The following is a 26,558-nucleotide window of genomic DNA, read 5'->3' as shown; positions in this document are numbered from 1 at the left end:
ATTGAGGTGTCCTAGTCATTGAGGTGGGGCCCGACATCGGCCCCGAACGCGGCCATCTGGTCGGTGAGCTCATCGCGCCCCCGGCACCGGAACCGCACCTGGATCTGATCGACGCCCATCGCCCGGTACGCGCGCAGCGACTCGGCGAGGGCCTCCGGCTTCCCGACGAGGGTGCGCCGCCCGGTCTCCCAGCCGGGCTCACCGACGTACAGCGCCTCGGTGATCGCGCCGATGGTGATCGGGTCGACGATCCCGGCGTCCTCCCGAATGCCCTTCAACTTGGCTATCTGGGAGGGGAGTTCACTCCTCGCATCCCCCTGGGGCAGCCAGCCGTCCCCGCGCAGGGCGGCCCGGCGGACCGCCGCAGGGGACGACCCGCCCACCCAGATCGGTACGCGCACCTGGGCCGGCCGGGGCCGCTGCCCGAGCCCGCTGAAGGCGAACCGCTCGCCCTGGAAGGACGGGTACTCCTCCGGCCCGAGCGCGGCCCGCAGCGCATCGATGGTCTCGTCGAGCACGGGCCCCCGCCGCTCGAAGTCGGCCCCGACCGCCTCGAATTCCTCCCGTACGTGCCCGGCCCCGACCCCCAGGATCAGCCGCCCGCCGCTGAGGTGGTCCAGGGTCGCGTACTGCTTGGCGGTGACGAGGGGGTGCCGGAGCCCGACGACGGCCACGTGGCTCATCAGCCGGACCCGCTGGGTGACCCCGGCGAGGAAGGAGAGGGTGGCGACCGGGTCGTACCAGATGGTGCTCATCGGCCCCGCGAGCCGACGGGGAATGGCGACGTGATCGCAGCTGGCCAGATAGGCGAAGCCGGAGCGCTCGGCCACCCGCGCGATCTCGGCCAGGTCCGCCGGGCCCGCGTCGGCCTCCCACCGCTCCGCGTAGATGGTGCTCTGCGACTGGACGGGGAGCTGCATCCCGTACACCAGTCGCCCGTTCGGCAGTATCGGCACCGTACGCCCGCCTCCACCCTGATCTGACGATCCGTCAAATGTCTTGGTGGCCCCATCGTCATAGCTGACGCATCGTCAGGCAAGGGGTGTGCGGGCGGCGGTGGCGTCAGCGCCCGATGTTGAGGAGCCGGTTGGGCGAGCCGGAACCAGGCCTGGTGACGAGCCCGGTCGAAGCCGAGGCAGTCAGTGCCGAGGCGACCTGGCCGGGCCGCGCCCTTGGATGGTCGGCCAGGTAGAGGGCAGCGGCTCCGGCCACGTGCGGGGCTGCCATGGACGTACCGGAGTCGCTGATGGTGGCGGTGTCGCTGGCGTTCCAGGCCGAGGCGATGAACTCCCCCGGGGCGAACAGATCGAGCGCCGCACCATAGTTGGAGAGGCTGTCGCGGGAGTCGCGCTCGGTGGTGGCGCCCACGGTGATGGCCTCGGGGACACGGGCCGGGGAGTGCAGGGATGCGTCCTGGCCGTCGTTGCCCGCCGCGACGGTGTACGTCACTCCGGAGGCGATGGACTTCTTGACGGCCTGGTCGACCACCGCGTCCGCGCCGCCGCTGAGCGACATGTTGGCGACGGCGGGCTTGATCGCGTGCTGGGTCACCCAGTCGATGCCCGCGACGATCTGTTCGGTGGTGCCGGAACCGGCGTCGTCGAGCACTCGCACCGCGACGATCTTCGCCTTCTTGGCGACGCCGTAGCGGCTGCCCGCGGCGATGGCGGCGACGTGGGTGCCGTGACCGTTTCCGTCCTGGGCGACATGGTCGTTGTCGATGGCGTCGTAGCCGTAGGAGGCCCGCCCGCCGAAGTCCTGGTGGGTGATGCGCACCCCGCTGTCGATGATGTACGCGGTCACGCCGGATCCGGCGCTGCCCGGGTAGGTGTAACTCCGGCTCAGCGGGAGGTTCCGCTGGTCGATCCGGTCAAGACCCCAGGACGGCGGGCGGGGCTGGGTGCCGCTGACGCGGAAGGCGCGGTCGACCGAGACCGACGCGACCGCGGGGTCCCCGGCAAGTCGCTCGGCCTGCGGCTCGGAGGCCTGGACCGAGTAACCGTTGACGGCCTGGTGGTAGGTGCGCTTCACGGTCGCGCCGTGCTTCCGGGCTACCGCCTGGCCTGCTGCGGAGTTGGCGCGAGCGACCGAATCCTTGAGGGTGACGATATAGCTGCCGGGGACGGCGTCGGCGAGGCCGGCCTTCGCTATGCGGCTCTGTCCGGTCTGCCCAGCGGGTGCGGCGGACGCTCCGGGCGCGGTGACGGATGACAGGCCCGCGGTGAGCACACCGAGGGTCGTCAGGCCCGCGGCGATGCTTCGTGCCCATGACATGTCAGGGGTACCTCCTCGATCAGGGATGTGGAACATGGCGAGTTGGCCGGCGGTGGCCTCTGGGCACGGGGGCTCGGGGCATGCCTGGTGGGGCGCCGGCTCACACGCGACGCGAGCGGTCCTGACGAGAGGTCAGGCCCCGGTGACGTCCCGGCGGCGGTACGCCCACAAGCCGGCCGCCGCGACGGCCGCCGTGCACAGGCAGAACACCCCCGCCGCTACCGGCGTGGCCAGATGGGAACCGACCAGCGCCTGTGCAAAGGGCCGGTCGTCGGCCGCGTACGCCGAGACGTCGGTCAGCATGGCCCGGCCCGCCGCGAACGGCAGCCAGTCGCTCACTCCGCCGAGGCCGGGCAGATACCGCAACAGCATGCCCGCGAGCCGCTCACCGAGCAGCGGCCACAGGACGAGGAGCAGGACCGCGACGGTCCGGTTGCGCAGCACCACGGCCACGCCCATGCAGAGCACCGCCCAGCACCCCATCCAGCCGATGAACCTCACGGCCGGGGCCAGTACTTCACTCCAGGCGGGCTGAGGGGCCCCGGCCACCGCCAAGGCCACCGCGCAGGAGAGCGACCCCAGCAGCGCGCTCGCGGCGGCCACGGCGGATCCGGTGACGCAGCCGACCGCGCACTTCGCCGCGTAGGCGGTGCCGCGCCCGTTCACGGCCAGCCAGGTGGTCCGCGCGACGCCCTTCACCAGATCGGTCGAGACCGGCCCGGTGGCCAGTACGAGCACGAAGAAGCACAGGGTGGGGACCTGCGTCGCCAGCGGGGACCACGCGATCGCGTCTGCCACCGCCACAGAACTGACCGTGTGCTGGGTATCGACGTCGAGCAGGACCGTGACGCCCGTCAGCAGGCTCAGGGCCGCGACCACGCCGAGCAGGATCCAGGTCGAGCGCAACGCGCTCAGGTGGCGCCATTCGTACCGGCAGGCCCGGCGGAACGCCTCGGCAGACCCCACGGCCACCGGGGCCGGCAGGGTCGGCAGGCCCGTCGGGTCCCTCGGGTCCCTCGGGTCCGTCATCACGGGAGCTGTCATGAGATCGTGAATTCCTCTTCGGCGATGGCCAGGTAGAAGTCCTCCAGCGAGGGCCGTTCCTCGTGCAGCCAGTACAGGGGCACCCCGGCCTCCAGTGCGAGCGTGCCGATGCGCACCCGGTCCAGGCCCGTGACGATCGCACCGTGTCCGCCGGTCGGCATCAGTCGACCGCCCTGCTCCGCCAACAGGCGTTCCAGGGCGGGCAGGTTGGGGGCTTCCACGGTCACCGTGCGGCGGTCGGCCACACGCTCCATCACTTCCGCCATCGATGCCTGTGCCACGACCCGACCGCGGGTCAGCACCACCACCCGGTCGGCCAACTGCTCCATCTCGCCCAGCAGATGGCTGGAGACCAGCACGGCTCGCCCCAGTGCCGCCTGAGCCCGCAGGAACTCGCGCAGCCAACGCAGCGAATGGGGATCGAGCCCGTTCGCGGGCTCGTCGAGCACCAGCACGGGCGGATCGCCCAGGAGCGCCTGCGCGATGCCCGCGCGCTGCGCCATGCCCAGCGACAGCTGGGAGAGCCGCAGCTGAGCGGCGCCCGTCAGCCCGACGGTCTCCAGGAGTTCGTCAACGCGCCGGTCCGGCACCGCGGATCCGGCCGCCACCATGCGCAGATGCGCTCGCAGACGGTGCCGGGGGTGTCCGGCCACACCTCCCAGGACCGCCCCCACCACGGTTCCGGGGGCGCCGAAGGAGTGCAGCGGGCGGCCGAGGAAGAGGGTGTGTCCCTCGCCCCTCAACAGGCCCAGCATCAAATGGATCGCCGTGGTCTTGCCCGCACCATTGGCGCCGACAAAACCGGTCACCTCGCCGGCACGCAGGACGAGCGAGACACCGTCCAGGATCCTTTTCGAGCCATAAGACCGGCCGAGGCCATGCGCCTCTACGAGCGGGTCGCCCTTCTTCACTGCGCCATTCCTTCATCTGGCCAGTCAGTCGACCGGCCTGTCCAACGGTCCGAGAGGACCCGGACAGCCGCCGCACGCAGCGCCTGGGTTCGGGTAGGGTTCTCTTGTGTTATCGCAAGGGGGAGGAAGTCTTCACGGGCGACCTGAACAGGCGTGGAAACCGAAAGGCCGCCCGCGAGCTTCTTCCCCCGATTACCGCGTCGAGATCGCGATTACCTGTTCCAGGCCGCGCAGCGCAGATCTCCACGACTGCTGATCCCGCACCGCATTCCTCAATTGCCTTCACCATTGCATCAAAAGGGCAATCAACTGCCAGGCCAGTACGGCGTGGACAAGAATGCACATGCCCCATTGTGCAGATCGGCGCGTTCCACTGCGGAGTACCGCTGTCCACTCGACCGCCACCAAAATGACGGACAGGGCCCAAAGTACCCAGGAAATGGAATTCCACAGGGTGGACGTTCGATCCGCGAGGATTCCGATGGCCGCCAGCGGCGCCAGGGCAAGCAGGGGCAGGGCCCACGTGGCCGTCGTGGCAGCGCGGGGGGACTTGGTGTCGTTCATCCGGGACGCTCCGTCTCCGCGTAGGGCGGGTGTCGGCCGGGTCCGTCCGGACGGACCCGGCCGACACCGCGTGCTGAACACTCCGGGGAGTTGTGGCGAACCCCGGATTCGACTCACCGGGGGATCGTCAACAGGCCGATCCCCCGGCTGTCATCAGTGCAGGGCGTTGTAGATGTCGAGAATCGTCAGGCCCGGGCTGACGGCCGCGAGCGGGGCCTTTACCCACCAGGACAGGCCGTCGTACCACTTCTTGAAGTCGCTGTACTTGCCGGCGATGGCCTTGGCGAAGCCGCCGACCTTGCTGAACGCGGCCCGGATGGCGCTCCACTTGCTGGCAGCCGTGAACTCGCCGTTGGCGATCTGCTTCATCTCGGTCTGCTCGGCCGGCGAAAGGTGGGCCGCCAGCGGGCTCGACAGGAGGGCGTGCGCCGCCTGCTGAGCCTCGGCCTGCTGCGTGACGGAAACCGCCTGAGGTGCGGCCACCCGGGCTTCGGAGGCCTGGGCCAGGCCGGCGGCCCCACCGAGGGTGACGGCGGCGATGGCGGAAACAGCAGCCATCCGCAGAGAGTTGCGGTTCATTCGATTCTTCCCTTGCGTCGTCGCAAGGGGGAGGAAGCCCAGAAGGGCAACCCAAACAGGCGTGGAAACCGAAAGGTCCCCCCGGACTTCATTCCCCCGATTACCTGGCTGCCGAGTCCCCTTTGGTCAAGGAGGAGTACGACAGCCCGGCGCCCGGCCTTTCGGTGCCAGGCACGACTGAACGTAACATGCGAAACGATCACTTGGCCATCGATCCCGGCCACCAATTTCGACGCCGCACGGTCGACGACTGATATAGCACTGGCAATGCGTTGGTCAAGTGCAACCATCGCCTGGGACAGTCGAGTTGCGCCTCGGACGGCCAAGTCGGGGGCGGGGCCGGACGGCCGAGCACGAGGCGGCCGACCGGCCTCAGCCCAGCAGCGCGTACACCGTGGACGCCCGGGCGGCCGGCTCCTCGGTGCCCTCGGCGGTCAGGGTGATCTCGGCGAAGGCCATCCGGCGCCCGAGCTTGGTGACGCGGGCGTCGACGAGTACGTCGGCGCCGGTCACCGGGCGCTGGAAGGTGGTGGACTGCTGGACGGTCGTCATGGGCCCGTACGCCCCGCGCGCGGAAGCCACCGCGATGACGGTGGCGGTGTCGGCGGCGGCCATCAGGGCCTGCCCGCTGATCCCGCCCCCGTCCCGCGCGAGCGCGTCGCTCCAGGGCAGCCGCAGTACGGCATGGAGTTCGCCGGTTTCTTCCACGGTCAGCCCGAGATCGAGCACCCAGGGTGCGAAGTTGTCGGCCAGGATCTTCTCTGCTTCAGCAAGGGTCAGCGCCATGCTGTTGATGGTGGCGGCGGGCGGGACAAATGTCACCGCCACCCGGCGACGGACCACCCTGCCGCACTCCCGAACACCTGCGTCACGATGAGCCCATGACCCTCCACACGGTGATCCTCTACGGCTGCGCGGCGGCCGTCGTGGTGCCCGGCACCAAGCTCATCCAGGCCGAGGCGGGCGGGCGCCGCGTGAGCCCCGCCGAACTGCTGCGCATCCTGTGGCGGCGCCCGGTGCCGTGGGTCGCGGCGGCGATGGTGGCCCTGATGGCCGCGATGGCGGTCGTGCAGACGGCAGCCCCCTCTGTCATGGACCACCTCCAGCGCGAGCCCGGCGCACCGTGGTGGCGAGCGGTGACCGCACTCCTGGTGCAGACCTCCGGCTGGGTCCAACTGGCCTTCAACCTGGCGGCGATCGTGGTCATCGCCCCGGTCGCCCAGCGCCGGCTCGGCCCGGTGTGGATGCCGCTGGTCTTCCTGGCGAGCGGGGTGACGGCCCAGGCGGTGAGCATGGCGGGCTTGAGCCCGACGGGAGGCGGCGACTCGGTCGCCCTGTGCGGCCTGCTGGGCGCCCTGGCGACCACGCACCTCCTGCGCCCCGCCCCCATGACAGCCCGCCTCCTCCCCCTCCTGATCCCGGTCGCGGGGCTGCTCCTGTGCACCCTGAGCAACAACCACGGGGTGGGCCTCCTGGCGGGCTGCGCGCTGGGCGCGCTGCTCGCCATGAGGGGGCTCGGCAACGCCGCTGCCCATGAGCCCGGCCAAGCCCAACTACCGCCCTGTTAATGCGACTTGGCGGCGCGGGCTACCCCGCCCAGAGCCCCTCCGCGTTCAACCCCAACAACCCAATCGCATTGCCCCGCACAATCCGCTCCACCGCATCCCCCGCCAAGTGCCCCATCTGCGCCTCCCCGACCTCCCTCGACTTGGGCCACGTCGAGTCCGAGTGGGGGTAGTCCGTCTCGTACAGGACGTTCCCGACGCCCACCGAGTCCAGGTTCTTCAGGCCGAACGCGTCGTCGAAGAAGCAGCCGTACACGTGGTCCGCGAAGAGTTCGGACGGGGGGCGGTGGACCTTGTCCGCCACTCCGCCCCAGCCGCGGTTCTCCTCCCAGACCACGTCCGCGCGTTCCAGGATGTACGGGATCCAGCCGATCTGGCCCTCCGCGTACATGATCTTGAGGTTGGGGAAGCGTTCGAACTTGCCGCTCATCAGCCAGTCGACCATCGAGAAGCAGCAGTTGGCGAAGGTGATGGTCGAGCCGACGGCGGGCGGGGCGTCCGGGGATGTGGAGGGCATGCGGCTGGAGGAGCCGATGTGCATGGCGATCACCGTGCCGGTCTCGTCGCACGCGGCGAGGAACGGGTCCCAGTCATCCGTGTGGATCGAGGGCAGGCCCAAGTGCGGGGGTATCTCGGAGAAGGCCACCGCGCGCACCCCGCGCGCGGCGTTGCGGCGGACCTCGGCGGCGGCCAGCTCCGCGTCCCACAGCGGGATCAGGGTGAGCGGGATGAGGCGGCCCCGCGCCCGGGGGCCGCACCACTCCTCCACCATCCAGTCGTTGTACGCCCGCACCGAGAGCAGGCCGAGTTCGCGGTCCTTCGCCTCGGTGAAGGTCTGGCCGCAGAAGCGGGGGAAGGTCGGGAAGCAGAGGGCCGATTGGACGTGGTTCACGTCCATGTCGGACAGGCGGGCGGCTACGTCGTACGAGCCGGGGCGCATCTGCTCGTACGTGATGACCTCCAGCTTTATCTCGTCCCTGTCGTAGCCCACCGCCGTGTCCAGGCGGGTCAGCGGGCGGTGCAGGTCCTCGTACACCCACCAGTCGCCGATCGGCCCGTCGTCCCCCTTCGCGCCCATGACCGGCGCGAACTTGCCGCCCAGGAACGTCATTTCCTTCAAGGGGGCCCTGACGATGCGCGGGCCGATGTCCCGGTATCTGGACGGGAGGCGGTCCCGCCAGACGTTGGGGGGCTCCACCGTGTGGTCGTCCACCGAGATGATCTTCGGGAAGGTCTCCATGTCGTTTACGGTAGACCTGATCTGACGATCCGTCAGCTACTCGCGCACGCATCGCGCACCGCCCGGGACACTCATCCACCCCACCAGCGCTTGCGATGAGTGTGCAGGGCATGTGTCGAAGCCTTGTGCAGAGCGTCACCTGCTGCTGACGCAACCCCTCCGGACAGGGCAGACTGGCGGGGAGCAATCCAGGAGTACGGGGGTACAGGGGGCAGCTATGGACCGTGACGGCGGGCCGCGCGTACCGGAGCAGCGCGCTCCGGAACCGCCGCCGCAGCGCGCGACGGGGCACCTCGTCCAAGCGGCGGCCGAGCACGGCCCGGAGGCATCCGGCGCCGGGCTCCGCTTCGGCGTACTCGGACCGGTGCGGGCCTGGCGGGGCGAACAGCCCCTGCCGTCCGGCTCCCCGCAGCAGCGCGCCCTGCTCGCCGCCCTGCTCCTGCGCGACGGCCGCACCGCCACCGCCGCCGAACTCATCGACGCCATCTGGGGCGAGGAGTCGCCCTCCCAGGCCCTGGCCGCGCTCCGCACGTACGCCTCCCGGCTGCGCAAGGTGCTCGACCCGGGCGTCCTGGTCAGCGAGTCCGGCGGCTACGCGATCCGGGCCGGCGCCGCCACCCTCGACCTCACCCAGGCGCAGGAGCTGGCGACCGCCGCCGAGAAGGCCCGGGCCGGCGGCGAGAAGTCCCGCGCCCGCGACCTCCTGAACGAGGCGCTCGCGCACTGGGCCGGCGAACCGCTGGCCAACGTGCCGGGCCCGTACGCCGAGAACCAGCGCACCCGGCTCGCCGAATGGCGCCTCCAACTCACCGAGGCCCGGCTCGACATGGACCTGGAGGCGGGCTGCCACGCCGAGGCCGTCTCCGAGCTGACCGCGCTGACCGCCGCCCACCCGCTGCGCGAGCGGCTGCGCGAGCTGCTCATGCTGGCCCTGTACCGCAGCGGCCGCCAGGCCGAGGCGCTCGCCGTGTACGCGGACACCCGGCGGCTGCTCGCCGACGAGCTCGGCGTCGACCCGCGGCCCGAGCTCGCCCGCCTCCAGCACCGCATCCTCCAGGCCGACGAGGACCTGGCCCGGCCGCCCGCCGACGCACCCGTCTCCGTACCGGCACCCGTGCGTCCGGCCCAACTCCCGGCCTCCGTACCGGACTTCACCGGTCGCGCCTCCTTCGTGCGCGAACTCACCTCGCGGCTCGCCAGCGCCGAGACCACGGTCATGGCGGTCTCCGCCCTGGCCGGCATCGGGGGCGTCGGCAAGACCACGCTCGCCGTGCACGTCGCGCACACCGCCCGCCCGTACTTCCCCGACGGCCAGCTGTACGTCGACCTCCAGGGCGCGGGGCAGCACTCCGCCGAGCCGGACACCGTCCTCGGCGCGTTCCTGCGCGCGCTCGGCACCCCGGACTCGGCGATCCCCGACTCGATGGAGGAACGCGCGGCCCTGTTCCGCTCCACGCTGGACGGCCGCCGGGTCCTGGTGCTGCTCGACAACGCCCGCGACGCGGCCCAGATCCGGCCGCTCCTTCCGGGCACCGCGGGCTGCGCGGCGCTCGTCACCAGCCGCATCCGCATGGTCGACCTGGTCGGCGCGCACCTCGTCGACCTGGACGTGATGTCCCCCGACGAGGCGCTCCAGCTGTTCACCCGGATCGTCGGCGTGGAGCGGGTGTCCGCCGAGCGCGAGGCGGCCCTGGACGTGGTCGCCGCCTGCGGCTTCCTGCCGCTCGCCATCCGCATCGCGGCCTCCCGGCTCGCCTCGCGACGCACCTGGACGGTGTCCGTGCTCGCCGCGAAGCTCGCCGACGAGCGCCGCCGCCTGGACGAGCTCCAGGCGGGCGACCTCGCGGTCAAGGCCACCTTCGAGCTCGGCTACGGCCAGCTGGAGCCCGCCCAGTCCCGCGCCTTCCGCCTGCTCGGCCTGCCGGACGGGCCCGACATCTCGCTTGCCGCGGCGGCCGCCGTCCTCGACCTCCCCGAGCAGGAGACCGAGGACCTGCTGGAGTCCCTGGTCGACACGTCCCTGGTGGAGTCCGCCGCGCCGGGCCGCTACCGCTATCACGACCTCGTGCGGCTCTACGCGCGTTCCTGCGCCGAGCGCGACGATCTGCCGCCCGTGGAGCGCGAGTTGGCGATGTCGCGCCTGCTCGACTTCTACCTGGCGACGGCGTCCGGGGTGTACGCCCTGGAGCGGCCGGGCGACCGCCTCGTGGACCACCTGGAGCCCACCACGCACCGGGGCCTCGTCTTCGACGACCGCCACATCGCCCAGGACTGGCTGTACACCGAGGCCGACCCGCTGCTCGCCTGCGTACGCCAGCTGTCGGGGCCGCGCACCCTGCGCCGCGCCGTCGACCTCCTGTACGCGGCCCTGGACCTCGGCGAGTCCGGCGCCAACTCCAAGCAGTACGAGGCGACCGCCGAGGCCGTCCGCGAGGCCGCCCGCACCTGGGGCGACACCCAGGCCGAGGGCCGCGCGGTGATGACGCTGGCCAATGTGCACCAGCTCGCGGGCCGGTTCGAGCCCGCCGACCGCGAGGCCCAGGAGGCCATGCGGCTCGCCGGCCCCACCGCGGACCCGCTGCCGCTGTGCTGGGCCTCCAACGCGCGCGGCATCATCGCGCTCTACCAGAACCGGCACACCGACGGCGAGACCCATCTGACCCGCGCCATCGAGGCGTTCCGCGCCGACGACAACCGGCCCGGCGAGGCTAGCGCCCTGTGCAACCTGTCCCGCATCCACCTGGCCATGGGCCGCACCGCGAGCGCGGTCACCCTGGCGCAGGAGGGCCTCGACATCTACGACGCGATGGGCCACGAACTGCGCGGCGCCAACGCCCGTTACGCGCTGGGCCTCGCGCTCACCAAGAGCGGCCAGCTGCGCGGCGCGGCGGACCGGCTCGACGAGGCGCTCGGGGTGTTCCGGGACAGCAGGCAGCGCCTGTGGGAGGGCATGACGCTGTTCCGCCTCGCGGAGGTCGACCTCGCGGGCAGGCGGCCCGCGCAGGCGGCGGCCAACGCCGAGATGGCGCTGACGGTGCTGCGCGGCATCGGCGGCGAGTGGCGGCGCGGCAACGTACTGACCGTGCTCGGTCAGGCCCTGGCCGGCATCGGTCACGCGGGCCGGGCGCAGGTCTGCTGGCGCGACGCGCTGGTCATCTTCGAGGAGCTGGGCTCGCCCGAGGCCGCCCAGGTCCGTGCCCTGCTCAGCCCGCTGGCGGCTGCATAACGCCCCTGGTCAGCGCGTTCATTGAACGTTTATCGGCACCCGGCACTCTCTTTCTTGTCGGCCCGGCGCGTCGGGGGGCGCGAGAGCCGACTGGAAGGCCGGACATTAATCTGTCGGCCCTGGCAAGTCCGTCCGGCCACCCTCGGGGGAGTGGCCGGACGGTTTCGCCGTCCATCAGGCAGCTTTACCAACGGGAGATGAGAAACATGAGCGACGTGAAGAAGAACGAGCCGCTCGTCACGCCGCAGGACCAGCACGCCACGGACGAGCCCGCCATCGCCACACTCGACCAGCACGCCACCGGAACCCCGGTCGCCCTCGACCAGCACGCCACGGACGAGCCGGCGATCACCACGCTCGACCAGCACGCCACCTCTGAGCCCTTCAAGCCGAAGGCCCAGTAGCCCACCTGAGCGGGGGACGGCCGCGGCGGCACGGGAGGGGAGCCGCCGCGGCCGGGGCGCGGGAGCACGGCCATCGATGCGGGCCCGCTGGGGGGCGGACCCGCATCGATGGCCGTGCTCCCGCGCCACCGCGACGCTCGAACGGATCCCGGTGGTACGCCGGGAGGCGACCCGCACGCACGCCGTGCCCCGCGGTGATGGGCAGGCTGGTGGACTGGCTGTCGCGTACTCGCTCCGCCAGGTCCTGCGAGCCGTCGAGTTTCCCGAGCGACTGCTTGATGGCGATCTCCCACGGCGACACTGCGCTGACCTACACGCCAGGCTCAGTGCCGAGGAGATCCTTGATCTCACCGGACAGTTCCGGGGAGTCGTCCAACCAGAGCACCACGTGCATATCCAGCAGAAGGCGCATCAGCGCATCCCCAACGCGTCGCCGATGTCGGCGGGCAGCTCGTCGAAGTCATCCGGAATGTGGATCTGTCCCCGGAGCGAGCCCCGGCCGGTCCGCCGCACCTTGGGGCGCTGGGGAAGCACCTTGGCCACCGGTTCCCCCGCCTTGCTGATCACGACTTCCTCCCCGGTCGCGACCCGTTCCAGGATGCGGGAAAAGTGCGTCTTGGCTTCATGGACGTTGTGCTGACGGGCTGCTCCATAGCCACCTCACGATGCGATCCAGAGTGGACTAACGCTAGCTCCCTGCCCGCTCCCTCGTACCCCCATTTACGCCACGCCAGGGGAGTCGCTCACCTCTGAGTAAATGGCGCTGGGAGTACGGGTGGCGGACAAGGCCGAGTCGCGCCCCACCGACGCCACCTGCGCCGTTCGTCCCGATGCCGGCCACCCTGCCGGTTGCCCACGGCTGGTCAGAGCTTCCGCACTCCACGCCATGTCCAGCCCGCTTTCAGGACTGTGTTCAGCAGGGGATCGCGCATGTCTCGCGAGTCGAACAGGACCACCTTGTGCCGACGGCCGTCCGGGCCCTTCTCGTACGTCCACTGCCGCGCGACATGTGGTCCGCGACTCCACCGGCGTGACAGACCCGGCCGGGGCGGATCCCCCACCAGCCCCACCTCTCGCACCTGATCGACGACATGCACCTCGCGATCGGCGACGGCCAGACGCATCCGGGACTTCATGGACCGCTCCACCGGCGCTCCGTTGGCAAAGTCGCTCTCCCCGGGCAGCACGATCTTCCACTCCGCCACCAGATCGGCCTTCTCGCCCCCAAAGGCATCGCGCACATGGAACGGCACACCGGTTCCGTTCAGCGCGAGCAACGCGGCCTTGACCTGCCAGGCGGGAAGCGAAGTGACCCCGATGTCCGGGTACTTGGTGCCCATACGGCGATCCCGGAACCGGCCCCAGGCATCCCTGAGACGTCCCATTACCGTGCCCCTCCCCCGGCTTCCGGCCGAACGGCACGAAGGAAGTTCTGGCAGTCCCCTCATAACCGCGTCTCATAACCGCGTCGTGCTGGTTCGACCGCACGTAGCCGCCAGGACAGGCTAACAAGCCATGATCACCTGCCGGCTGGCGCTGCCCGAGGAACGCCGGAACAAACGCCCACACCGCTCCGGGTCACCCTGCCCAGGATCACGCACTCCCCTCCCCGCCGACCTCGTCGATCAGTTCGCCGTACTCCTCCAGGCCGACCCGAGCGCCCTCCATGAACTCGGCCTTCACCTCCGCCGCCCGCAGCGCCTCGGCCAGCCTCAGCGCCGTGTCCGTGTTGCAGTTGCCGAGCGCTACCAGGCCCGACGGACTGGGGTACCGGCTCACGAAGCTCGGCAGGTCCACGCGGAGCGAGGGCAGGATGATGCCGTGGGCCGCCAGCGCGCGGCGCAGCTCCTGCACGCAGCGGGTCATGTCATCGGCGTCCGGGCGGTGGGACACGGGGTGGTCCTGGTGGGGGCTCATATCGGGCAGCGCCTTCCTGTGTGTGCATGCGTGCGTTCTGTGACGATCCAGTCACACCCTGGCGCGAAGTGCCCTACCGTAAAAGGGGTTTGGGTTCCCGTGCGCGAACTGTGAAGCCCCGCACGGATGTTGTGGAATGGGTGGGCAGACCATGGTGCGACGCAAGGACATCGACGGCTCGGAGAGCGTGCCCTGCTTCTACGGCAAGGAGCTGCGCTGGAAGCGGGAGGCTGCTGGGCTCACGCTCCAGCAGTTGGTTGAGGGGAGCTTCTACGGCTTGAGCCACCTCAGCGAAGTCGAGCGGGGCGAGCGCCGCATGCCGCGAGAGCTGGCCGAGCACGTGGACCGAGTGCTAAAGACCGACGGGTTCTTCGCACGCCGCTGCGAGGACGTACGCAAGGCCAAGCGGGCGAGCCACGCCTCATACTTCGAGCGGATCCTGGAGGCGGAGAAGCACGCCGAGTGCATCGAGGAGTGGGGTCCCACCGTCATTCCCGGTCTCCTCCAGACCGAGGCGTACGCCCGTGCCGTGATCCAGGCCGGGGAGCCCTTGGAACCACCGGACAAGACAGATGCGAAGGTGTACGCACGCCTCGCCCGGGCCGAGCTTTTCGACGCCGACCACATGAAGCCTGAGTACTGGGTGATCCTGCATGAGTCTTTGCTGCGTCAGCCGATCCTGCCGTCGCTAGCGATGGCCGAACAACTCGACCGCATTGCGGCGTTGGCGCATCGACACCGGATCACTCCACAGATCCTTCCGTGGAACTCCAGGGCGTATCCCCTGATGGCTGGCACCGTCACTGTCCTCGACTTCCCCGATGCCCCGCCGCTGGTCTACACGGAGTCGCCGTACAGCGGCGACACCATCGACGATCCGGCCGTCGTAAAGCAGTACCGCAAGGCATACGATCGGCTCAGGGCCGCCGCAATGCCGCCGGCGACGTCCCTCGCCATAATCGAGGACGCGGCTGAGGACTACCGAAATGGCAAGCAACAAGTCTGACTTGAATGCCGTGCGCTGGCGCAAGAGCACCCACAGCAACAGCGACGGCGGAAATTGCATCGAAGTCGCCGACGGCCTCCCCGGTCTCGTCCCCGTACGTGACTCGAAGGTGCAGGAAGGCCCCGTCCTGCTCTTCCGGGCCGCCAGCTGGGCCGCCTTCGTCAGCGAGATCAAGGGCTGAGCCGGGGGCCACCAGCACGAGGGCGGCCCCGCAACTCCCCCTTAACCACCTTCCCGCTCGCGTTACGCGGGAGTTCGGCCACGAACTCCACCTCCCTCGGCACCTTGTAGTTCGCCATCTCGCGGCGGGACCACGCGATCAGGTCGTCCGCCGTCAGGGGGGAGCCGGGGCGGCGGACCACGTATGCCTTGCCCACTTCGCCCAGGCGCGTGTCCGGGATGCCGATCACCGCCACGTCGGCCACCTCCGGGTGCAGGCCGAGGAGTTGCTCGATCTCCGCCGGGTAGGCGTTGAAGCCGCCGACGATGAACATGTCCTTGATCCGGTCCGTGATGCGGAGGTTGCCCGACTCGTCCAGGACGCCGACGTCGCCCGTGCGCAGCCAGCCGTCCGCGTCGATCGTCCGCGCCGTCTCCGGCTCGTCCTCGTAGTAGCCCCGCATCACGTTGAAGCCGCGTACCAGGACCTCGCCCGGGTCTCCCGGATCGGCACACACCCTCACCTCCGTGCCGGGTATCGCGCGGCCCGAGGTCGAGGCGATGGCCTCCGCCGGGTCGCCGCGGCGGCACATCGTGACGATGCCGCTCGCCTCGGACAGGCCGTACGCGGTCAGTACTGTGCCCACGCCCAGCTCGGCCCGCAGCCGTTCGACCAGGCGCAGCGGGACCACCGCCGCCCCCGTCACCACCAGGCGCAGCGCGCTCAGGTCGTGCTGGTCGCGGGCCGGGTGGTCCAGGAGCGACTGGTGCAGGGTGGGCGGGCCCGGCAGGACCGAGATGTGTTCGGCGGCGATGTTGGCGAGCGCGGTGTCGATGTTGAACACCGGCTGCGGCACCATCGTCGCGCCCCGCATCAGGCACGCGATGATGCCCGCCTTGTAGCCGAACGTGTGGAAGAACGGGTTCACGATCAAGTACCGGTCGCCCTCGCGCAGGCCCGCGAGATCCGACCAGATCGCATAGCCGCGCAGGGTCTGGGCGTGGGTGATCACCGCGCCCTTGGGGCGGCCCGTGGTGCCCGAGGTGTAGATGATGTCTGAGGGGCTCTCCGGCTCGATGGCGTCCGACCGGGCCGCCACCTCCGCGCCCGACACCCCCTCCCCGCCCGCCAGGAAGTCCTTCCACGTGCGGAAGTTTTCGGGTGCGTCGTCCGAGAGGACCACCACCTGCTCCAGGTGCGGGAGCGAGGGCAGCGGGCCGGGGCCGGAGCCCTCGGCGGTCGCGCGGCGCAGCGAGGCGACGTACGAGGTGCCCAGGAACGTGCCGGTCACGAACAGCAGCTTCGCGCGGCTGCTTTCGAGGACGTACGCCGCCTCCGCGCCCTTGAAGCGCGTGTTCAGCGGCACGAGCACCGCGCCCGCCGTCACCGCGCCGAGTGCCGAGACGATCCAGTCCGCGGTGTTGGGCGCCCAGACCGCCACCCGGTCGCCGGGCTCGACGCCGGCCGCCATGCACGCGGCCGCCGCGCGCTCGACCCGCTCGCCGAGCTCCGCGTACGAGATGCGGCTGCGGCCCTCGACGACGGCCTCGCGCTCGCCGTACCGGACGGCCGCGCCGCGTACCAGCTTCGCGATCGTGCCCCACTCCAGGTCCCCGCGCGTCTCCCCGCCCACCGAAAGCCCCATCGAAAGCCCCTCCGACCCAGTAGCTGACTAACCGTCAGATTAGCTGTAGCCTCCTCCGCTGTCAGTACTGGTGACGCTCGTGGAGGTGGGGCCATGGCCACCCTGAAGGACGCGACAGCCATAGTCGGGATCGGGCAGACGCCCTTCGCCAAGCAACTGCCCGAGTCCGAGAAGGAGTTGGCGTGCCGGGCGATCGTCGCCGCGCTCGACGACGCGGGCATCAGCCCCGCCGAGGTGGACGCGTTCGCCTCGTACACGATGGAGGAGACCGACGAGGTCGAGGTCGCCAAGTCCATCGGCGCGGGCGACGTGACCTTCTTCAGCAAGATCGGCTACGGGGGTGGCGGCTCCTGCGCGACCGTCGGGCACCTCGCCGCCGCGATCGCCACCGGGCAGGCGAGTGTCGGCGTTGCCTGGCGGTCACGGAAGCGCGGCAGCGGGCCAAGGCCCTGGAAAAATACGGCAGTTCAGCTTCCCACCCCGGCCCAGTGGACCCGGCCCTTCGGGCTGCTTCGCCCGGCCGACGAGATCGGCATGCTGGCCCGCCGCTATCTCCACGAGCACGGCGCCACCCGCGACCACCTCTTCAACGTCGCCCTCGCCTGCCGCAACCGCGCCAACCAGAACCCGGCCGCGATCATGTACGAGCGCCCGCTGACCCGGGAGATGTACATGACCTCGCGCTGGATCAGCGAGCCGCTCTGCCTCTTCGACAACTGCCTTGAGACAGACGGTGCGTTGGCCTGCGTCATCGTCTCCGCCGAGCGGGCCCGCGACTGCCGGCAGAAGCCCGTGTACGTGCACTCCGCCGCCCAGGGCCTGCCCGCCCAGCACCACGGCATGGTCAACTACTGGAACGACGACCCGCTGACCGGCCCCGCCTGGACAGCCGCCCGACACCTTTGGAAACAGGCCGACTTCGGCCCCGACGACGTCGACGTGGCCCAGATCTACGACGCCTTCACCCCGCTCATCCCGCTCTCCCTGGAGGGCTACGGCTTCTGCGGGCGCGGCGAAGGGGCCGCGTTCACCGAGGGCGGCGCCCTGGAGATCGGCGGACGGCTGCCCATCAACACCGGGGGCGGCGGCCTGAGCGAGGCCTACGTGCACGGGTTCAACCTCATCAACGAGGGCGTCAAACAGCTGCGCGGCCACAGCACCGCCCAGGTCCCGGACGCCGCCACCTGCCTGGTCACCGCGGGCGAGGGAGTCCCCACCTCCGCCATCCTGCTGAGGAGTTGAGAGATGCTTTCCCCTGTTGTGGACGACGACGGCGCCCCCTTCTGGGAGTACGCGGCCCAGGGCGAACTCCGCGTCCAGGCCTGCGCCGCCCCCGACTGCGGCCGGCTCCGCTTCCCGCCCCGGCCCTGCTGCCCGCACTGCCAGTCCTTCGACAGCGAGTGGCGCCGGGTCTCGGGCCGCGGCCGCATCTGGTCGTACGTCTTCCCGCATCCCCCGCTGCTCCCCGACTACGCGGCGCAGGCCCCGTACAACGCGGTGATCGTCGAGCTCGCCGAGGATCCGCTGATCCGGCTCGTCGGCAACGTGGTCGCCGAGCCGGACGCGGCGCTCGACTCGGTCGACCCGGCGCGGCTGAGGATCGGGGCGCGCGTGCAGGTCGCGTTCACCGAGGTCGACGGGATGACCGTGCCGCGCTGGCTCCTGGAGCGCGCATGAGTGTCCTGGTGGAACGCGACAAGGAGACCGGCGTCGCGGTCGTCACCCTGAACCGCCCCGAGCGCCTGAACGCCGTAGACCTGGATACGGCAGCTCAACTGTCCCTTGCTTGGCGGGAGTTGAGGTTCGACGACACGGTACGGGCGGTCGTGCTGACCGGGGCCGGGGAGCGGGCCTTCTGCACCGGCATCGACCGCTCGGCCGAGGTGCCGCAGCCCTCGTCCCCGTACTCCACCGACGATCCGCTGATCGCGATCGGACCGAAGGCGAACGACCTGTGGAAGCCGGTGATCGCCGCCGTGCGCGGGATGGCCTGCGGCGGGGCGTTCTACCTGCTCGGGGAGGCGGAGTTCGTGATCGCCGCCGAGGACGCGACGTTCTTCGACCCGCACACGACGTACGGGATGGTCAGCGCGTACGAGTCGATGTACCTGGCGCTGCGCATGCCGCACGGCGAGGCGGCCCGGCTCGCACTGATGGGGACGGCCGAGCGGATGTCGGCGCGCCGGGCCCACGAGATCGGGTTCGTGAGCGAACTGGCCGCGCCTGGTGGAGAGTTGACTGCGGCGGTGGGGTGCGCGGAGACGATCGCGGGGTTCCCGACGGAGGCGGTGCAGGGGACGGTGCGGTCGCTCTGGGCCGCCAAGGAGCCCACCCTCGGCCAGGCCCACGCACGCGCCCCGGGCTTCGTGGCACTCGGCAACCTGCCGCCCGAACGGCAGGCGGAGCTGTTCACCGCGCGGCGGTCGAAGGAGTTCCGGATCCGGTAGGCCGGTCGACCTACCCGGCCGTCGCCTCGGAGCCACAGAGGTCCACCTGGCTGAGCAGGGCGGGCTTGCTCATGGCCACCTTGACGGTGCTTGTCGCGTTGGGGCCCAGGGACACCGAGGTGGAGCCCCGGTCGATGACGGCGCCGGCCTTGTCGTAGAACATGACCCGCACCTGGTAACTGTGGCTTCCGGAGCTGCCCGAGCCGGTGCTGACCTTGATGGTGGAGCTGGTCTCGCCCTTCGCGGCCGAGGCGCAGGTGGTGACGTACGTGGTGGCGGTGGCCGTGCGATTGCGGCTCGACGTCGAGCCGCCGCTCGTGCTGCCGGTGGTGTTGTTGCTGTCGTAGCGGTTGCCGTTGTAGCCGCTGCCGCCACTACTGCTGCTCGTACTGTCGCTACTGCTGCTACCGCTGTCCGAACTCCCGTTGTTCTTGTGGGAGTTGGAGCAGCCGCCGCCGGAGCTGTGGCTCTTGCCGTGGCTGCCGTGGCTGGAGAACCCCGTCAGCGCGAGCCCCAGGCCTGCCGCCATGGCCACGCATTTCATCCCGCGACGTACCACCGTCGCCCCCCTCCGAAGACCGGCCGACACTTTAACAGCGGTTGGCCAACCCTTTGGGGCGGTCACGCGTTGCTGTCCGGTGCGGAGTTCGGCGGTCCGCGGGGCGCGGCTTCGGGAGCCCCCACCCCACCCCTTCCCGAAACCCGCCGGGGGTTGGGAAGGGGGAAGCCGGTTTTCCTGGGGCTCCGCCCCAGACCCCGTTCGCGCCTTAAGGGCGCTCGTCCTCAAACTCCCCCAAGGCCTTAAGGGCCAGGGGGGACCCCCATGACGGGCTGAAGATGCCGGTGCTGGCCAGGATCGATGCTGTTAGGGGCGCGGGGAACTGCGCACGCAAGCCCGCCCACCCCAGCGGCGCGGGGCCGCGTCGGGTAGCGGGGCGGGCGCGGCGGGCGTAGCGTCGGCAGCGAGAGCCGTCTCGAAGGAGGGCCGCCGATGGTCCGCAACGTCCTCGGCTCGATCCTCGCTCTCGCCGGAGCGACGGCCGCCGTCTGGAGCCCCTTCCGTGCCTGGTACGACGGCCGTCACGGCAGCACCTACCGCATCGACGACCTGTTCTCGGGCATCTCCGCCACCAAGGCCGAGGTGGCCGGCTCGATCCTGCTCCCCTTCGCCTTCGCGGCGCTGGTGACGCTGGTCGGCCTGGTGCTGCGCTCCCGCGTCCTGGTCGCGGTCGCCGGGCTGATCACGCTCGGCTTCGCGGTCCTGTGGATGGTGCGGCAGGGTCAGGCGGCGGGGAACCTGACGGTCGACTCGTCCGGCAACGGGCTCGGGCAGGGCGTCGCGATGGCGCTGGGCGGCGGGCTGGCGCTGCTGCTCGCAGCGGGCCTGATGTCGGGCCGCCGCCGGGCCGAGCCGGAGCCGGGGCCCCGCTCCGAGGTGCCCGTACCCACGCTGGACACGCCGTATGAGCGGCCGTACGAGGCCCCGTATGAGGCGCCGTATGAAGCTCCGTACGAGCCCCGGCATGACCAGCAGCAGCCTCCCGTTGAGCCGCCCCCGCACGCGCAGCCTCCCTACGGCCCCCCGGAAGGCCCTCCCCGCGCCTGAGGGGTCAGGCGGGGACTCTCACTCCGGTCACCACGTTCGCGTACAGCTCCTCCGAGGTGACCAGCCGGGCCCGCAGTCGCCCGGCGGACATCGCGGCCAGCGCGCCCGGCACCTGCCGTTCGCTGGTCTCGACGAGCAGCGTGCCGCCCGGGGCGAGCCACTCGGGGGCGGCGAGGGCGACGCGGCGCATGATGTCGAGCCCGTCCGAGCCGCCGTCCAGGGCGACCAGCGGCTCGTGGTCGCGGGCCTCCGGGGGCAGCAGGCCGACCTCGTCCGTGGGTACGTACGGAACGTTCGCGGTCAGGATGTCGATGCGGCCGCGCAGCCCGGGCGGGAGCGGCGCGAAGAGATCGCCCTCGTAGACACGGCCGCCCAGCGCGGCCACGTTGCGCCGGGCGCAGGCCACGGCCGCGGGCTCGATGTCGGCGACGTGCAACTCGGCCCCCGGCAGCGCCGACGCGAGCGCGGCCCCGAGCGCCCCCGACCCGCAGCAGAGGTCCACGATCACGAGCGGGCGTGCCGTGTCAGCCGCCGCGAGCGCCTGCTGCACCAGGAATTCCGTACGCCGGCGCGGCACGAAGACCCCGGGATCGACGGCCACCTTGAGCCCATGGAACTCGGCCCACCCCACGACGTGTTCGAGCGGCAGCCCTGAGACCCTGCGCTCCACCATCGCGGCGACTTCGGCCGAATCCTTGGCAGCGCCGAGTATCAACTCGGCCTCGTCCTCGGCGAATACACACCCGGCGGCGCGAAGTCGACCAACAACCGTGGCGGAGGAAAGGCGCTCAACTGACATACAGGGATGAACCTTTCGAGCGCGGTACGGGAACCCCCTCAGGGGCGCGGGGCAGTGACATTGTGCGGCTCCGCCGCGATGGGGGTCCCCCCTGTTCATGGGGGTCCCCCTGGCCCTTAAGGCCTTGGGGGAGGAGTCGAGAACTTGGGGGAACGACCAGCCACGACGGGTCCGCAGACAAAAGAAGAGCCACCCCGGCGCCTAGCGGGATCCAGAAGTCGCAGTCCCCTTCACCGCATCAAGCGCGTACACGCACCGGTCCTTGCTGCACGCGTAGACGACCCCGCCGCGTACGACGGGCGATCCGGTGATCTCCCCGCCCGTGGCCAGCTTCCAGCGAAGCTGGCCCCCCGCCGCGTCCAGCGTGTACAGGCAGTGGTCGGCCGAGCCGAAGTGGATGCGGCCGTCGGCGACCACGGGCGTGCCCACGACCTCGCCGCCCGCCGCGAAGCGCCACTTGGGGGTCGAGGTGACCGCGTCCAGGGTGTACAGCGCGTTGCCGCTGCCCACGTGGACGTTGCCGTCGGCGACCAGGACCGGCTCGACGGACTGGCGGGACTCGGTGGCGATGCGCCAGCGGTCCTTGCCCGTGGAGGCGTCCAGGGCGTACACGGTGCCGAGGTAGTCGGCGAGGTACACGCCTCCCCCGGCCACCGCGGGACCCGGCGCGAACGTCGGCGGGCACAGGAAGACCGCCGGGGCCTCGAAGTGCCAGCGGACGTGGCCGGAGGCGACGTCGATCGCCAGGACGCGGGTGCCCGCCGAGACGTAGACGTAGCCGTCCTGTGCGGGCGCGACCCGGACCGGGACGCCGCCGCAGGAGGCCGCGTCGCCGACCGGGTAGGACCAGCGCTCGACGCCGGTGCGGGCGTCCAGGGCGCGCAGCCGGGCGTCCTGCCAGACGTACACCGTGCCGTCGTGGATGGTGGGCCCGGCCTCGGGGGTCTCGAAGTCGGTCTGGGCGCCGGCCGTCTCCCACAGCTTCTCGCCGTTCGCGGCCTCCCAGGCCTGTACGCCGCCGCCGCGGGTGCCGGTGACGACGGTGCCGCGGTCGGCCTTCAGGGAGTACACCCAGGCGTCCGCCGGGAGGCGCCACAGCTCGCCGCCGTCGGCCGCGTCCAGTGCGTACAGGGTGGGCCCGTCGGAGGCGTGGATGCGGCCGGCCTCGACGGCCATCGCCCAGGCGACGTCGCGTGTCTTGAACTGGCGGCGGCCGGTGCCCACGTCCAGGGCGTGCACCTCGAAGGAGGTCACGTACAGCAGGTCACCCGCGACGGCCGGGGTGCCCCACACATCGTTCGACATGCGAAAACGCCAGGGGCGCCAGCGTCCGGGGGTCTCGGGGGGATGGGTCGGCGGAGGCACGGGGGAGGCCTGCGCGCCGTTGGCGCCGGGCCTGCGCACCCAGCCGGTGGCGGGCCCGGCGTCGACGGCGACGCGCGATGCGTCGGAGGCCCTCGGGCCCGGACCGATCGGCACCTTGGCGCCGGGCAGGTGGACCGGATCGTCGGCGTGGACGGGCGGGTAGGTGACGGCGGAGCCGCCGTGCCGGCCCGGGTACGGGGGGTCCGCCGGGCGGGGCGGGGCCTGCCTGCCGGAGTGCAGGACGGAGCTCGGCGACGGGTCGGCGGCCTTGGCGACCTGCATGCGGCCGCCGCCCCTGCGCTGCTCGATCATCGCGACCGAGCGGGGCGGCAGCCAGGCCGACGCCGTGCCGCTGTCGTCCGAGCCGGAGGCGAAGAGGTGCGGCGCGAGCTGGGCCTGGAGGTCCTCGGGGGACGGCCGGTTCGGGTGCTCCATCTGCATGCAGGACTCGATGAGCGGGCGCAGCTCGTCCGGCAGGCCGGTGACGTCCGGGCCCTCGCGCAGCAGCATGAACACGGTCTCGACGGGGTTCGCGCCGTGGAAGGGCGCGTGTCCGGTCGCGGCGAACACGAGGGTCGAGCCGAGCGAGAAGACGTCGGAGGCGCCGGTGACGCTGCGCGAGTCCTTGGCCTGCTCGGGCGACATGTAGGCGGGGGTGCCCACCGCCACGTTCGTCATGGTCAGGCGGGTGTTGGAGACCCCGGACGCGATACCGAAGTCGATCACGCGCGGCCCGTCCTCGACGACCAGGACGTTCGACGGCTTCAGGTCGCGGTGGACCAGGCCCGCGCCGTGGATGGACTGCAGGGCCTCCGCGATGCCGGCCGCGAGCCAGCGCACCGCCTGGGCCGGGAGCGGCCCGCACTCATTCACTATTTCTTCGAGGGAGGGCGCCGGCACATAGGCGGTGGCCAGCCACGGCACGGGGGCGCGCGGGTCGGCGTCGACGACGGCGGCGGTGTAGAAGCCGCTGACCGCGCGGGCCGCCTCCACCTCACGGGTGAAGCGGACCCGGAAGAGCTGGTCCTCGGCGAGCTCGGTGCGCACCGTTTTGATGGCCACGCGGCGGCCGGAGGCCGAGCGCGCCAGATAGACCAGCCCCATGCCGCCGGCACCGAGCCGTCCCAGCACCTCGAAGGGGCCGATCCGCCTCGGGTCGTGCTGCGTCAGCTGCTCCACTTGCCTGCCACCTCCCCGTACGGGCCGTGCATGAATTCGGCCCCGTGCAGCGTCTCACGCGGCACCCCGATTCTCCCTGCCGGAGGTGGCCGGTGGCCAACCCGGGTCGAGACCGGGATGTCTCCCCCGATCCGGGACAGCCCGGACGTCGCCGCGCGCGCTGCGGGACACGGGCCCTTACGTGCCTGAACCCTGCAGAACGGCGAAGGCGGCGCCCTGGTTGTCGTTGAGGACGGCCATCCGCCCGTACGGAATGTCGAACGGCTCGGCGGTGACGCGGCCGCCCAGACGGGTGCATGCGGCGGCCACCGCGTCGCAGTCCTCGACGCTGAAGTAGACGAGGAAGTGGTCGGGCAGGGCGGCGGGGAAGGCGTCGGACATCAGGCTGCGGCCGCCGATCGCGTTGTCCGGGCCCGGCTCGGCGCCGGGCAGCGACCAGGTGCGGAAGTCGGCGCCGATCTCGTCGGGGCTGCCCGGGTCGCCGCCCTCGTAGCCGAAGACGGACTCGTAGAACGCGTCGGCCTGGTCCTTGTCGCGGGTGTACACCTCGGTCCAGCAGAACGATCCGGGCTCGCGGGTCAGCTCGAAGCCGGTGTGCCGCTCGCCCTGCCACAGGCCGAAGACGGCGCCGCCCGGGTCGGCGGCGACGGCCATCGTGCCGTGCGGCGGGACCGGAATCGGCTCGGTGATCAGCTGACCGCCGGCCTCGCGGATGCGGGCGGCGAGCGCGCGGGCGTCGGGGGTGGCGAGGTAGACGGTCCAGGAGGTCGGCATGCGGCCGTCCCGCTTGGGCTGGAGGGCCGCGACGCGCTTCCCGCCCTTGAAGGCGTTGGTGTAGCCGCCGTGCTTCCCGTCGGCCCTGGCGTCGGTGTCCTCGTCGAAGGTCCACCCGAAGAGCTCCCCGTAGAACCGCTTGCCGGCCGCCAGATCGGACAGCGAGGCGTCGGCCCAGCACGGCGCGCCTTCCGGATATCCGCGCATGCACCTGATTCCTTCCTGAGGTGCCCCCGTCGTGGGGCCGTATCGGGGTCAAACTAACGACCCATCACGTCCGATGCGGTCGCGCAATTCGAACATATGGCCAGATTTCCCTGTGCGGCGGGGCGGTGGGCCAAGTCCCGCACGGCTTGTCCACCAAAGTTGTCCACAGGGTGTTGATAACACCATTCGGGTGGCCGGACGGGCTGGAGTCGTCAAGAGGACCGGCGGCTGAAAGTCGACGAACGGTGGACGAACGGTGATCGACGCGGACCGGCCCACGGCCCGCCGACCGCCCCCGAGGACGGTCACCCGGGGCGACCGGATCCCCGCGCCGATCGGGATGTACCGCCCCCGGGCCCCCATTTGCACTCGGCCGAATCGCGCTCCGATCACCCCTCGGTAAGCTGACGGCATGACAGGACAAGTACGCACCGTCGACGGCCGCGTGGCCGGCCGACGCGGCCAGGCGACACGGCAGAAGCTGCTCGACTGCCTCAGTGAGATGCTCAGCTCCTCGCCGTACCGGGACGTAAAAGTCATCGACGTGGCCCGGAAGGCGGGCACTTCACCCGCGACCTTCTACCAGTACTTCCCCGACGTCGAGGGCGCCGTCCTGGAGATCGCGGAGGAAATGGCCAAGGAGGGCGCCGGGTTGACCGCCCTGGTCGAGGGCCGCTCCTGGGTCGGGCGGGCCGGCTGGCAGACGGCCGAGGAGCTCGTCGAGGGCTTCCTCGACTTCTGGCGCAAGAACGACGCGATCCTGCGGGTCGTCGACCTGGGCGCCGCCGAGGGCGACAAACGCTTCTACAAGATCCGCATGAAGATCCTGAACTCGGTCACCAACTCCCTTACGGACGCGGTCACCGAGCTCCAGTCCAAGGGCAAGGTCGACAAGGACGTGAGCCCCGCCGCGATGGCGGGCTCCCTCGTCGCGATGCTGGCGTCGGTGGCCTCGCACCAGAAGGGCTTCCAGACCTGGGGCGTCAAGCAGGCCGAACTCAAGCCCAATCTCGCCTTGTTGGTCCACCTGGGCATCACGGGCAAGAAGCCGACCAAGTAGCCGTACGCACGTCGGCAGATACCCCAAGTCCTGTCGCGCCGACGGCGGTTCACCCCTTCGCGGGGCGACCGCCGTCGGCGTTCCCGTCTGCCGGCCCCGTCAGTCCCGGCGCTCCAGACGGAAGAGGCGGATCTCTCGCTCGATCCGGGACTGGTAAGTGGCGTACGGCGGCCAGAAGTCGAGGGCCGCACGCCAGGCCGCGGCCCGCTCCTCCCCTTGCAGCAGCCGGGCCCGCACCGCGATGTCCCGGCCCTTCCAGCTGATCTCCGCGTCCGGATGGGCGAGCAGGTTGCCGGTCCACACGGGATGCCCCGGGCGCCCGAAGTTGGACCCGATCAGCACCCAGGAGTCACCGCCCTCCTCCGGCATGCAGGCCAGCGGAGTGGTGCGCGGGAGCCCCGACTTGGCGCCGCGCGCGGTCAGGACGACGCCGGGCAGCATCCGCGCGCTGAGGATGACCCTGCCGCGCGTCAGGCGGTGTACGGCGCGGTCCATCGCGGGGATGAAGTGCGGGGCGATCCTCGCGAAGGCGCGGGTCGAGGACACCCTCTGCATGAGCCGCACCCCGGGTGCGGTCCTGGTGGGG

Annotated in this window: 26 protein-coding genes and 2 pseudogenes; 10 read left to right on the top strand and 18 right to left on the bottom strand. The window is 71.1% G+C overall.

All coding sequences use genetic code 11. The annotated features are described in order from the left end of the window. Positions 1–11: 11 nt before the first annotated feature. The 7 genes from OHA17_RS22990 to OHA17_RS22960 all read right to left on the bottom strand — a co-directional run bounded on the left by OHA17_RS22990 (position 12) and on the right by OHA17_RS22960 (position 6,158). Positions 12–956, bottom strand: coding sequence for an LLM class F420-dependent oxidoreductase (locus tag OHA17_RS22990; RefSeq protein ID WP_406508164.1), 945 nt, complete (start codon positions 954–956; stop codon positions 12–14). A 106-nt stretch (positions 957–1,062) separates the two neighbouring features. After that, the gene (locus tag OHA17_RS22985) at positions 1,063–2,274 is read right to left on the bottom strand and encodes a S8 family peptidase (protein WP_406508163.1); all 1,212 of its coding nucleotides are present in this window, start codon (positions 2,272–2,274) and stop codon (positions 1,063–1,065) included. Between the two features lie 132 nt (positions 2,275–2,406). Next, the gene (locus OHA17_RS22980) at positions 2,407–3,318 is read right to left on the bottom strand and encodes a hypothetical protein (RefSeq protein ID WP_406508162.1); all 912 of its coding nucleotides are present in this window, start codon (positions 3,316–3,318) and stop codon (positions 2,407–2,409) included. Further along, positions 3,315–4,229 (bottom strand): ABC transporter ATP-binding protein, encoded by a 915-nt coding sequence (locus tag OHA17_RS22975; protein ID WP_406508161.1) that lies wholly within the window; start codon positions 4,227–4,229, stop codon positions 3,315–3,317. Before OHA17_RS22975 ends, OHA17_RS22980 begins: the two co-directional genes overlap by 4 nt. 282 nt (positions 4,230–4,511) lie before the next feature. Then, positions 4,512–4,793 (bottom strand): hypothetical protein, encoded by a 282-nt coding sequence (locus OHA17_RS22970; RefSeq protein WP_406508160.1) that lies wholly within the window; start codon positions 4,791–4,793, stop codon positions 4,512–4,514. Between the two features lie 153 nt (positions 4,794–4,946). Further along, on the bottom strand, positions 4,947–5,372 hold the full coding sequence (locus tag OHA17_RS22965) for a hypothetical protein (protein ID WP_398876096.1): 426 nt from the start codon (positions 5,370–5,372) through the stop codon (positions 4,947–4,949). A gap of 372 nt (positions 5,373–5,744) precedes the next feature. Then, positions 5,745–6,158, bottom strand: a complete 414-nt coding sequence (locus OHA17_RS22960) for a PaaI family thioesterase (protein WP_406508159.1) — start codon at positions 6,156–6,158, stop codon at positions 5,745–5,747. 95 nt (positions 6,159–6,253) lie between these two features. On the opposite strand from OHA17_RS22960, the gene OHA17_RS22955 reads away from it, so the two are divergent. Beyond that, positions 6,254–6,940, top strand: a complete 687-nt coding sequence (locus tag OHA17_RS22955; RefSeq protein ID WP_406508158.1) for a rhomboid family intramembrane serine protease — start codon at positions 6,254–6,256, stop codon at positions 6,938–6,940. A 19-nt stretch (positions 6,941–6,959) separates the two neighbouring features. On the opposite strand, the gene OHA17_RS22950 is transcribed toward OHA17_RS22955, so the two are convergent. Next, on the bottom strand, positions 6,960–8,177 hold the full coding sequence (locus OHA17_RS22950) for an amidohydrolase family protein (RefSeq protein ID WP_406508157.1): 1,218 nt from the start codon (positions 8,175–8,177) through the stop codon (positions 6,960–6,962). Positions 8,178–8,394: 217 nt separating this feature from the next. Here OHA17_RS22950 and OHA17_RS22945 point away from each other — a divergent pair, with 217 nt between their 5' ends. Next, positions 8,395–11,403: a BTAD domain-containing putative transcriptional regulator gene (locus OHA17_RS22945; RefSeq protein ID WP_406508156.1), complete on the top strand. Its 3,009-nt coding sequence runs from the start codon at positions 8,395–8,397 to the stop codon at positions 11,401–11,403. 206 nt (positions 11,404–11,609) lie between these two features. Beyond that, positions 11,610–11,807: a hypothetical protein gene (locus tag OHA17_RS22940; protein ID WP_053731169.1), complete on the top strand. Its 198-nt coding sequence runs from the start codon at positions 11,610–11,612 to the stop codon at positions 11,805–11,807. Positions 11,808–11,940: 133 nt separating this feature from the next. Here the strand turns inward: OHA17_RS22940 and OHA17_RS22935 are convergent. The 4 genes and pseudogenes from OHA17_RS22935 to OHA17_RS22920 all read right to left on the bottom strand — a co-directional run. Continuing rightward, positions 11,941–12,219 (bottom strand): annotated as a pseudogene (locus OHA17_RS22935) (type II toxin-antitoxin system VapC family toxin); the annotation flags it as partial. Beyond that, a pseudogene (locus OHA17_RS22930) lies at positions 12,219–12,455 on the bottom strand (type II toxin-antitoxin system Phd/YefM family antitoxin); the annotation flags it as partial. The pseudogenes OHA17_RS22930 and OHA17_RS22935, both read right to left, overlap by 1 nt. A 215-nt stretch (positions 12,456–12,670) precedes the next feature. Beyond that, positions 12,671–13,147 (bottom strand): hypothetical protein, encoded by a 477-nt coding sequence (locus OHA17_RS22925; RefSeq protein WP_406508155.1) that lies wholly within the window; start codon positions 13,145–13,147, stop codon positions 12,671–12,673. Positions 13,148–13,400: 253 nt separating this feature from the next. Beyond that, positions 13,401–13,724: a hypothetical protein gene (locus OHA17_RS22920; protein WP_406508154.1), complete on the bottom strand. Its 324-nt coding sequence runs from the start codon at positions 13,722–13,724 to the stop codon at positions 13,401–13,403. Between the two features lie 151 nt (positions 13,725–13,875). On the opposite strand from OHA17_RS22920, the gene OHA17_RS22915 reads away from it, so the two are divergent. Then, positions 13,876–14,730, top strand: coding sequence for a Scr1 family TA system antitoxin-like transcriptional regulator (locus OHA17_RS22915; RefSeq protein ID WP_406508153.1), 855 nt, complete (start codon positions 13,876–13,878; stop codon positions 14,728–14,730). After that, complete coding sequence (locus OHA17_RS22910) at positions 14,711–14,911, top strand: DUF397 domain-containing protein (protein ID WP_406508152.1); 201 nt, start codon at positions 14,711–14,713, stop codon at positions 14,909–14,911. The genes OHA17_RS22915 and OHA17_RS22910 overlap by 20 nt, the downstream gene beginning before the upstream one ends. On the opposite strand, the gene OHA17_RS22905 is transcribed toward OHA17_RS22910, so the two are convergent. Beyond that, positions 14,901–16,535, bottom strand: a complete 1,635-nt coding sequence (locus OHA17_RS22905) for a FadD3 family acyl-CoA ligase (protein WP_406508151.1) — start codon at positions 16,533–16,535, stop codon at positions 14,901–14,903. The genes OHA17_RS22910 and OHA17_RS22905 overlap by 11 nt on opposite strands. Positions 16,536–16,628: 93 nt before the next feature. Between OHA17_RS22905 and OHA17_RS22900 the strand changes: the two genes are divergently transcribed. The 3 genes from OHA17_RS22900 to OHA17_RS22890 are packed head-to-tail and all read left to right on the top strand — an operon-like array spanning position 16,629 to position 18,982. Beyond that, positions 16,629–17,777 carry a lipid-transfer protein gene (locus OHA17_RS22900; RefSeq protein ID WP_053731165.1) on the top strand — a complete coding sequence of 383 codons (1,149 nt, stop codon included), beginning with the start codon at positions 16,629–16,631 and terminating at the stop codon, positions 17,775–17,777. Between the two features lie 3 nt (positions 17,778–17,780). Next, positions 17,781–18,212, top strand: a complete 432-nt coding sequence (locus tag OHA17_RS22895; RefSeq protein ID WP_406508150.1) for a Zn-ribbon domain-containing OB-fold protein — start codon at positions 17,781–17,783, stop codon at positions 18,210–18,212. After that, on the top strand, positions 18,209–18,982 hold the full coding sequence (locus OHA17_RS22890) for an enoyl-CoA hydratase/isomerase family protein (RefSeq protein WP_406508149.1): 774 nt from the start codon (positions 18,209–18,211) through the stop codon (positions 18,980–18,982). The genes OHA17_RS22895 and OHA17_RS22890 overlap by 4 nt, the downstream gene beginning before the upstream one ends. Positions 18,983–18,992: 10 nt before the next feature. Here OHA17_RS22890 and OHA17_RS22885 read toward each other — a convergent pair whose 3' ends face one another. Next, a complete protein-coding gene (locus tag OHA17_RS22885) occupies positions 18,993–19,511 on the bottom strand; it encodes a hypothetical protein (RefSeq protein WP_406508148.1) in 519 nt (172 codons plus the stop codon). A 462-nt stretch (positions 19,512–19,973) separates the two neighbouring features. Here OHA17_RS22885 and OHA17_RS22880 point away from each other — a divergent pair, with 462 nt between their 5' ends. After that, complete coding sequence (locus OHA17_RS22880) at positions 19,974–20,588, top strand: hypothetical protein (RefSeq protein WP_406508146.1); 615 nt, start codon at positions 19,974–19,976, stop codon at positions 20,586–20,588. 4 nt (positions 20,589–20,592) lie between these two features. On the opposite strand, the gene OHA17_RS22875 is transcribed toward OHA17_RS22880, so the two are convergent. From OHA17_RS22875 to OHA17_RS22865, 3 genes are all read right to left on the bottom strand, one after another. Then, positions 20,593–21,387 carry a putative protein N(5)-glutamine methyltransferase gene (locus tag OHA17_RS22875; protein WP_406508145.1) on the bottom strand — a complete coding sequence of 265 codons (795 nt, stop codon included), beginning with the start codon at positions 21,385–21,387 and terminating at the stop codon, positions 20,593–20,595. 201 nt (positions 21,388–21,588) lie between these two features. Then, positions 21,589–23,931 (bottom strand): PQQ-binding-like beta-propeller repeat protein, encoded by a 2,343-nt coding sequence (locus OHA17_RS22870; protein ID WP_398876113.1) that lies wholly within the window; start codon positions 23,929–23,931, stop codon positions 21,589–21,591. 177 nt (positions 23,932–24,108) lie between these two features. Next, complete coding sequence (locus OHA17_RS22865) at positions 24,109–24,912, bottom strand: VOC family protein (RefSeq protein ID WP_406508144.1); 804 nt, start codon at positions 24,910–24,912, stop codon at positions 24,109–24,111. 412 nt (positions 24,913–25,324) lie between these two features. On the opposite strand from OHA17_RS22865, the gene OHA17_RS22860 reads away from it, so the two are divergent. Beyond that, a complete protein-coding gene (locus OHA17_RS22860) occupies positions 25,325–25,972 on the top strand; it encodes a TetR family transcriptional regulator (protein WP_386037238.1) in 648 nt (215 codons plus the stop codon). A gap of 99 nt (positions 25,973–26,071) precedes the next feature. Here OHA17_RS22860 and OHA17_RS22855 read toward each other — a convergent pair whose 3' ends face one another. Then, entirely contained in the window at positions 26,072–26,527 is a 456-nt protein-coding gene (locus OHA17_RS22855; protein WP_406510788.1) for a nitroreductase/quinone reductase family protein, read from the bottom strand. Positions 26,528–26,558: the final 31 nt, after the last annotated feature.

This window comes from Streptomyces sp. NBC_00212 (assembly GCF_045206365.1).
In the GTDB taxonomy this organism is placed as follows: Bacteria; Actinomycetota; Actinomycetes; order Streptomycetales; family Streptomycetaceae; genus Streptomyces.
Note: the sequence above shows the minus strand (reverse complement) of the source record. Positions and strands in the feature narration are given on the sequence as shown.

Bases quoted from the DNA above. Each gene is read 5' to 3' on its own strand.
- OHA17_RS22985 (WP_406508163.1), bottom strand. From the start codon at position 2,274: ATGTCATGGGCACGAAGCATCGCCGCGGGCCTGACGACCCTCGGTGTG.
- OHA17_RS22980 (WP_406508162.1), bottom strand. From the start codon at position 3,318: ATGACAGCTCCCGTGATGACGGACCCGAGGGACCCGAGGGACCCGACG.
- OHA17_RS22970 (WP_406508160.1), bottom strand. From the start codon at position 4,793: ATGAACGACACCAAGTCCCCCCGCGCTGCCACGACGGCCACGTGGGCC.
- OHA17_RS22965 (WP_398876096.1), bottom strand. From the start codon at position 5,372: ATGAACCGCAACTCTCTGCGGATGGCTGCTGTTTCCGCCATCGCCGCC.
- OHA17_RS22960 (WP_406508159.1), bottom strand. From the start codon at position 6,158: ATGGCGCTGACCCTTGCTGAAGCAGAGAAGATCCTGGCCGACAACTTC.
- OHA17_RS22955 (WP_406508158.1), top strand. From the start codon at position 6,254: ATGACCCTCCACACGGTGATCCTCTACGGCTGCGCGGCGGCCGTCGTG.
- OHA17_RS22950 (WP_406508157.1), bottom strand. From the start codon at position 8,177: ATGGAGACCTTCCCGAAGATCATCTCGGTGGACGACCACACGGTGGAG.
- OHA17_RS22945 (WP_406508156.1), top strand. From the start codon at position 8,395: ATGGACCGTGACGGCGGGCCGCGCGTACCGGAGCAGCGCGCTCCGGAA.
- OHA17_RS22940 (WP_053731169.1), top strand. From the start codon at position 11,610: ATGAGCGACGTGAAGAAGAACGAGCCGCTCGTCACGCCGCAGGACCAG.
- OHA17_RS22925 (WP_406508155.1), bottom strand. From the start codon at position 13,147: ATGGGCACCAAGTACCCGGACATCGGGGTCACTTCGCTTCCCGCCTGG.
- OHA17_RS22920 (WP_406508154.1), bottom strand. From the start codon at position 13,724: ATGAGCCCCCACCAGGACCACCCCGTGTCCCACCGCCCGGACGCCGAT.
- OHA17_RS22915 (WP_406508153.1), top strand. From the start codon at position 13,876: ATGGTGCGACGCAAGGACATCGACGGCTCGGAGAGCGTGCCCTGCTTC.
- OHA17_RS22910 (WP_406508152.1), top strand. From the start codon at position 14,711: ATGGCAAGCAACAAGTCTGACTTGAATGCCGTGCGCTGGCGCAAGAGC.
- OHA17_RS22905 (WP_406508151.1), bottom strand. From the start codon at position 16,535: ATGGGGCTTTCGGTGGGCGGGGAGACGCGCGGGGACCTGGAGTGGGGC.
- OHA17_RS22900 (WP_053731165.1), top strand. From the start codon at position 16,629: ATGGCCACCCTGAAGGACGCGACAGCCATAGTCGGGATCGGGCAGACG.
- OHA17_RS22895 (WP_406508150.1), top strand. From the start codon at position 17,781: ATGCTTTCCCCTGTTGTGGACGACGACGGCGCCCCCTTCTGGGAGTAC.
- OHA17_RS22890 (WP_406508149.1), top strand. From the start codon at position 18,209: ATGAGTGTCCTGGTGGAACGCGACAAGGAGACCGGCGTCGCGGTCGTC.
- OHA17_RS22885 (WP_406508148.1), bottom strand. From the start codon at position 19,511: ATGGCGGCAGGCCTGGGGCTCGCGCTGACGGGGTTCTCCAGCCACGGC.
- OHA17_RS22880 (WP_406508146.1), top strand. From the start codon at position 19,974: ATGGTCCGCAACGTCCTCGGCTCGATCCTCGCTCTCGCCGGAGCGACG.
- OHA17_RS22875 (WP_406508145.1), bottom strand. From the start codon at position 21,387: ATGTCAGTTGAGCGCCTTTCCTCCGCCACGGTTGTTGGTCGACTTCGC.
- OHA17_RS22865 (WP_406508144.1), bottom strand. From the start codon at position 24,912: ATGCGCGGATATCCGGAAGGCGCGCCGTGCTGGGCCGACGCCTCGCTG.
- OHA17_RS22860 (WP_386037238.1), top strand. From the start codon at position 25,325: ATGACAGGACAAGTACGCACCGTCGACGGCCGCGTGGCCGGCCGACGC.
- OHA17_RS22855 (WP_406510788.1), bottom strand. From the start codon at position 26,527: ATGCAGAGGGTGTCCTCGACCCGCGCCTTCGCGAGGATCGCCCCGCAC.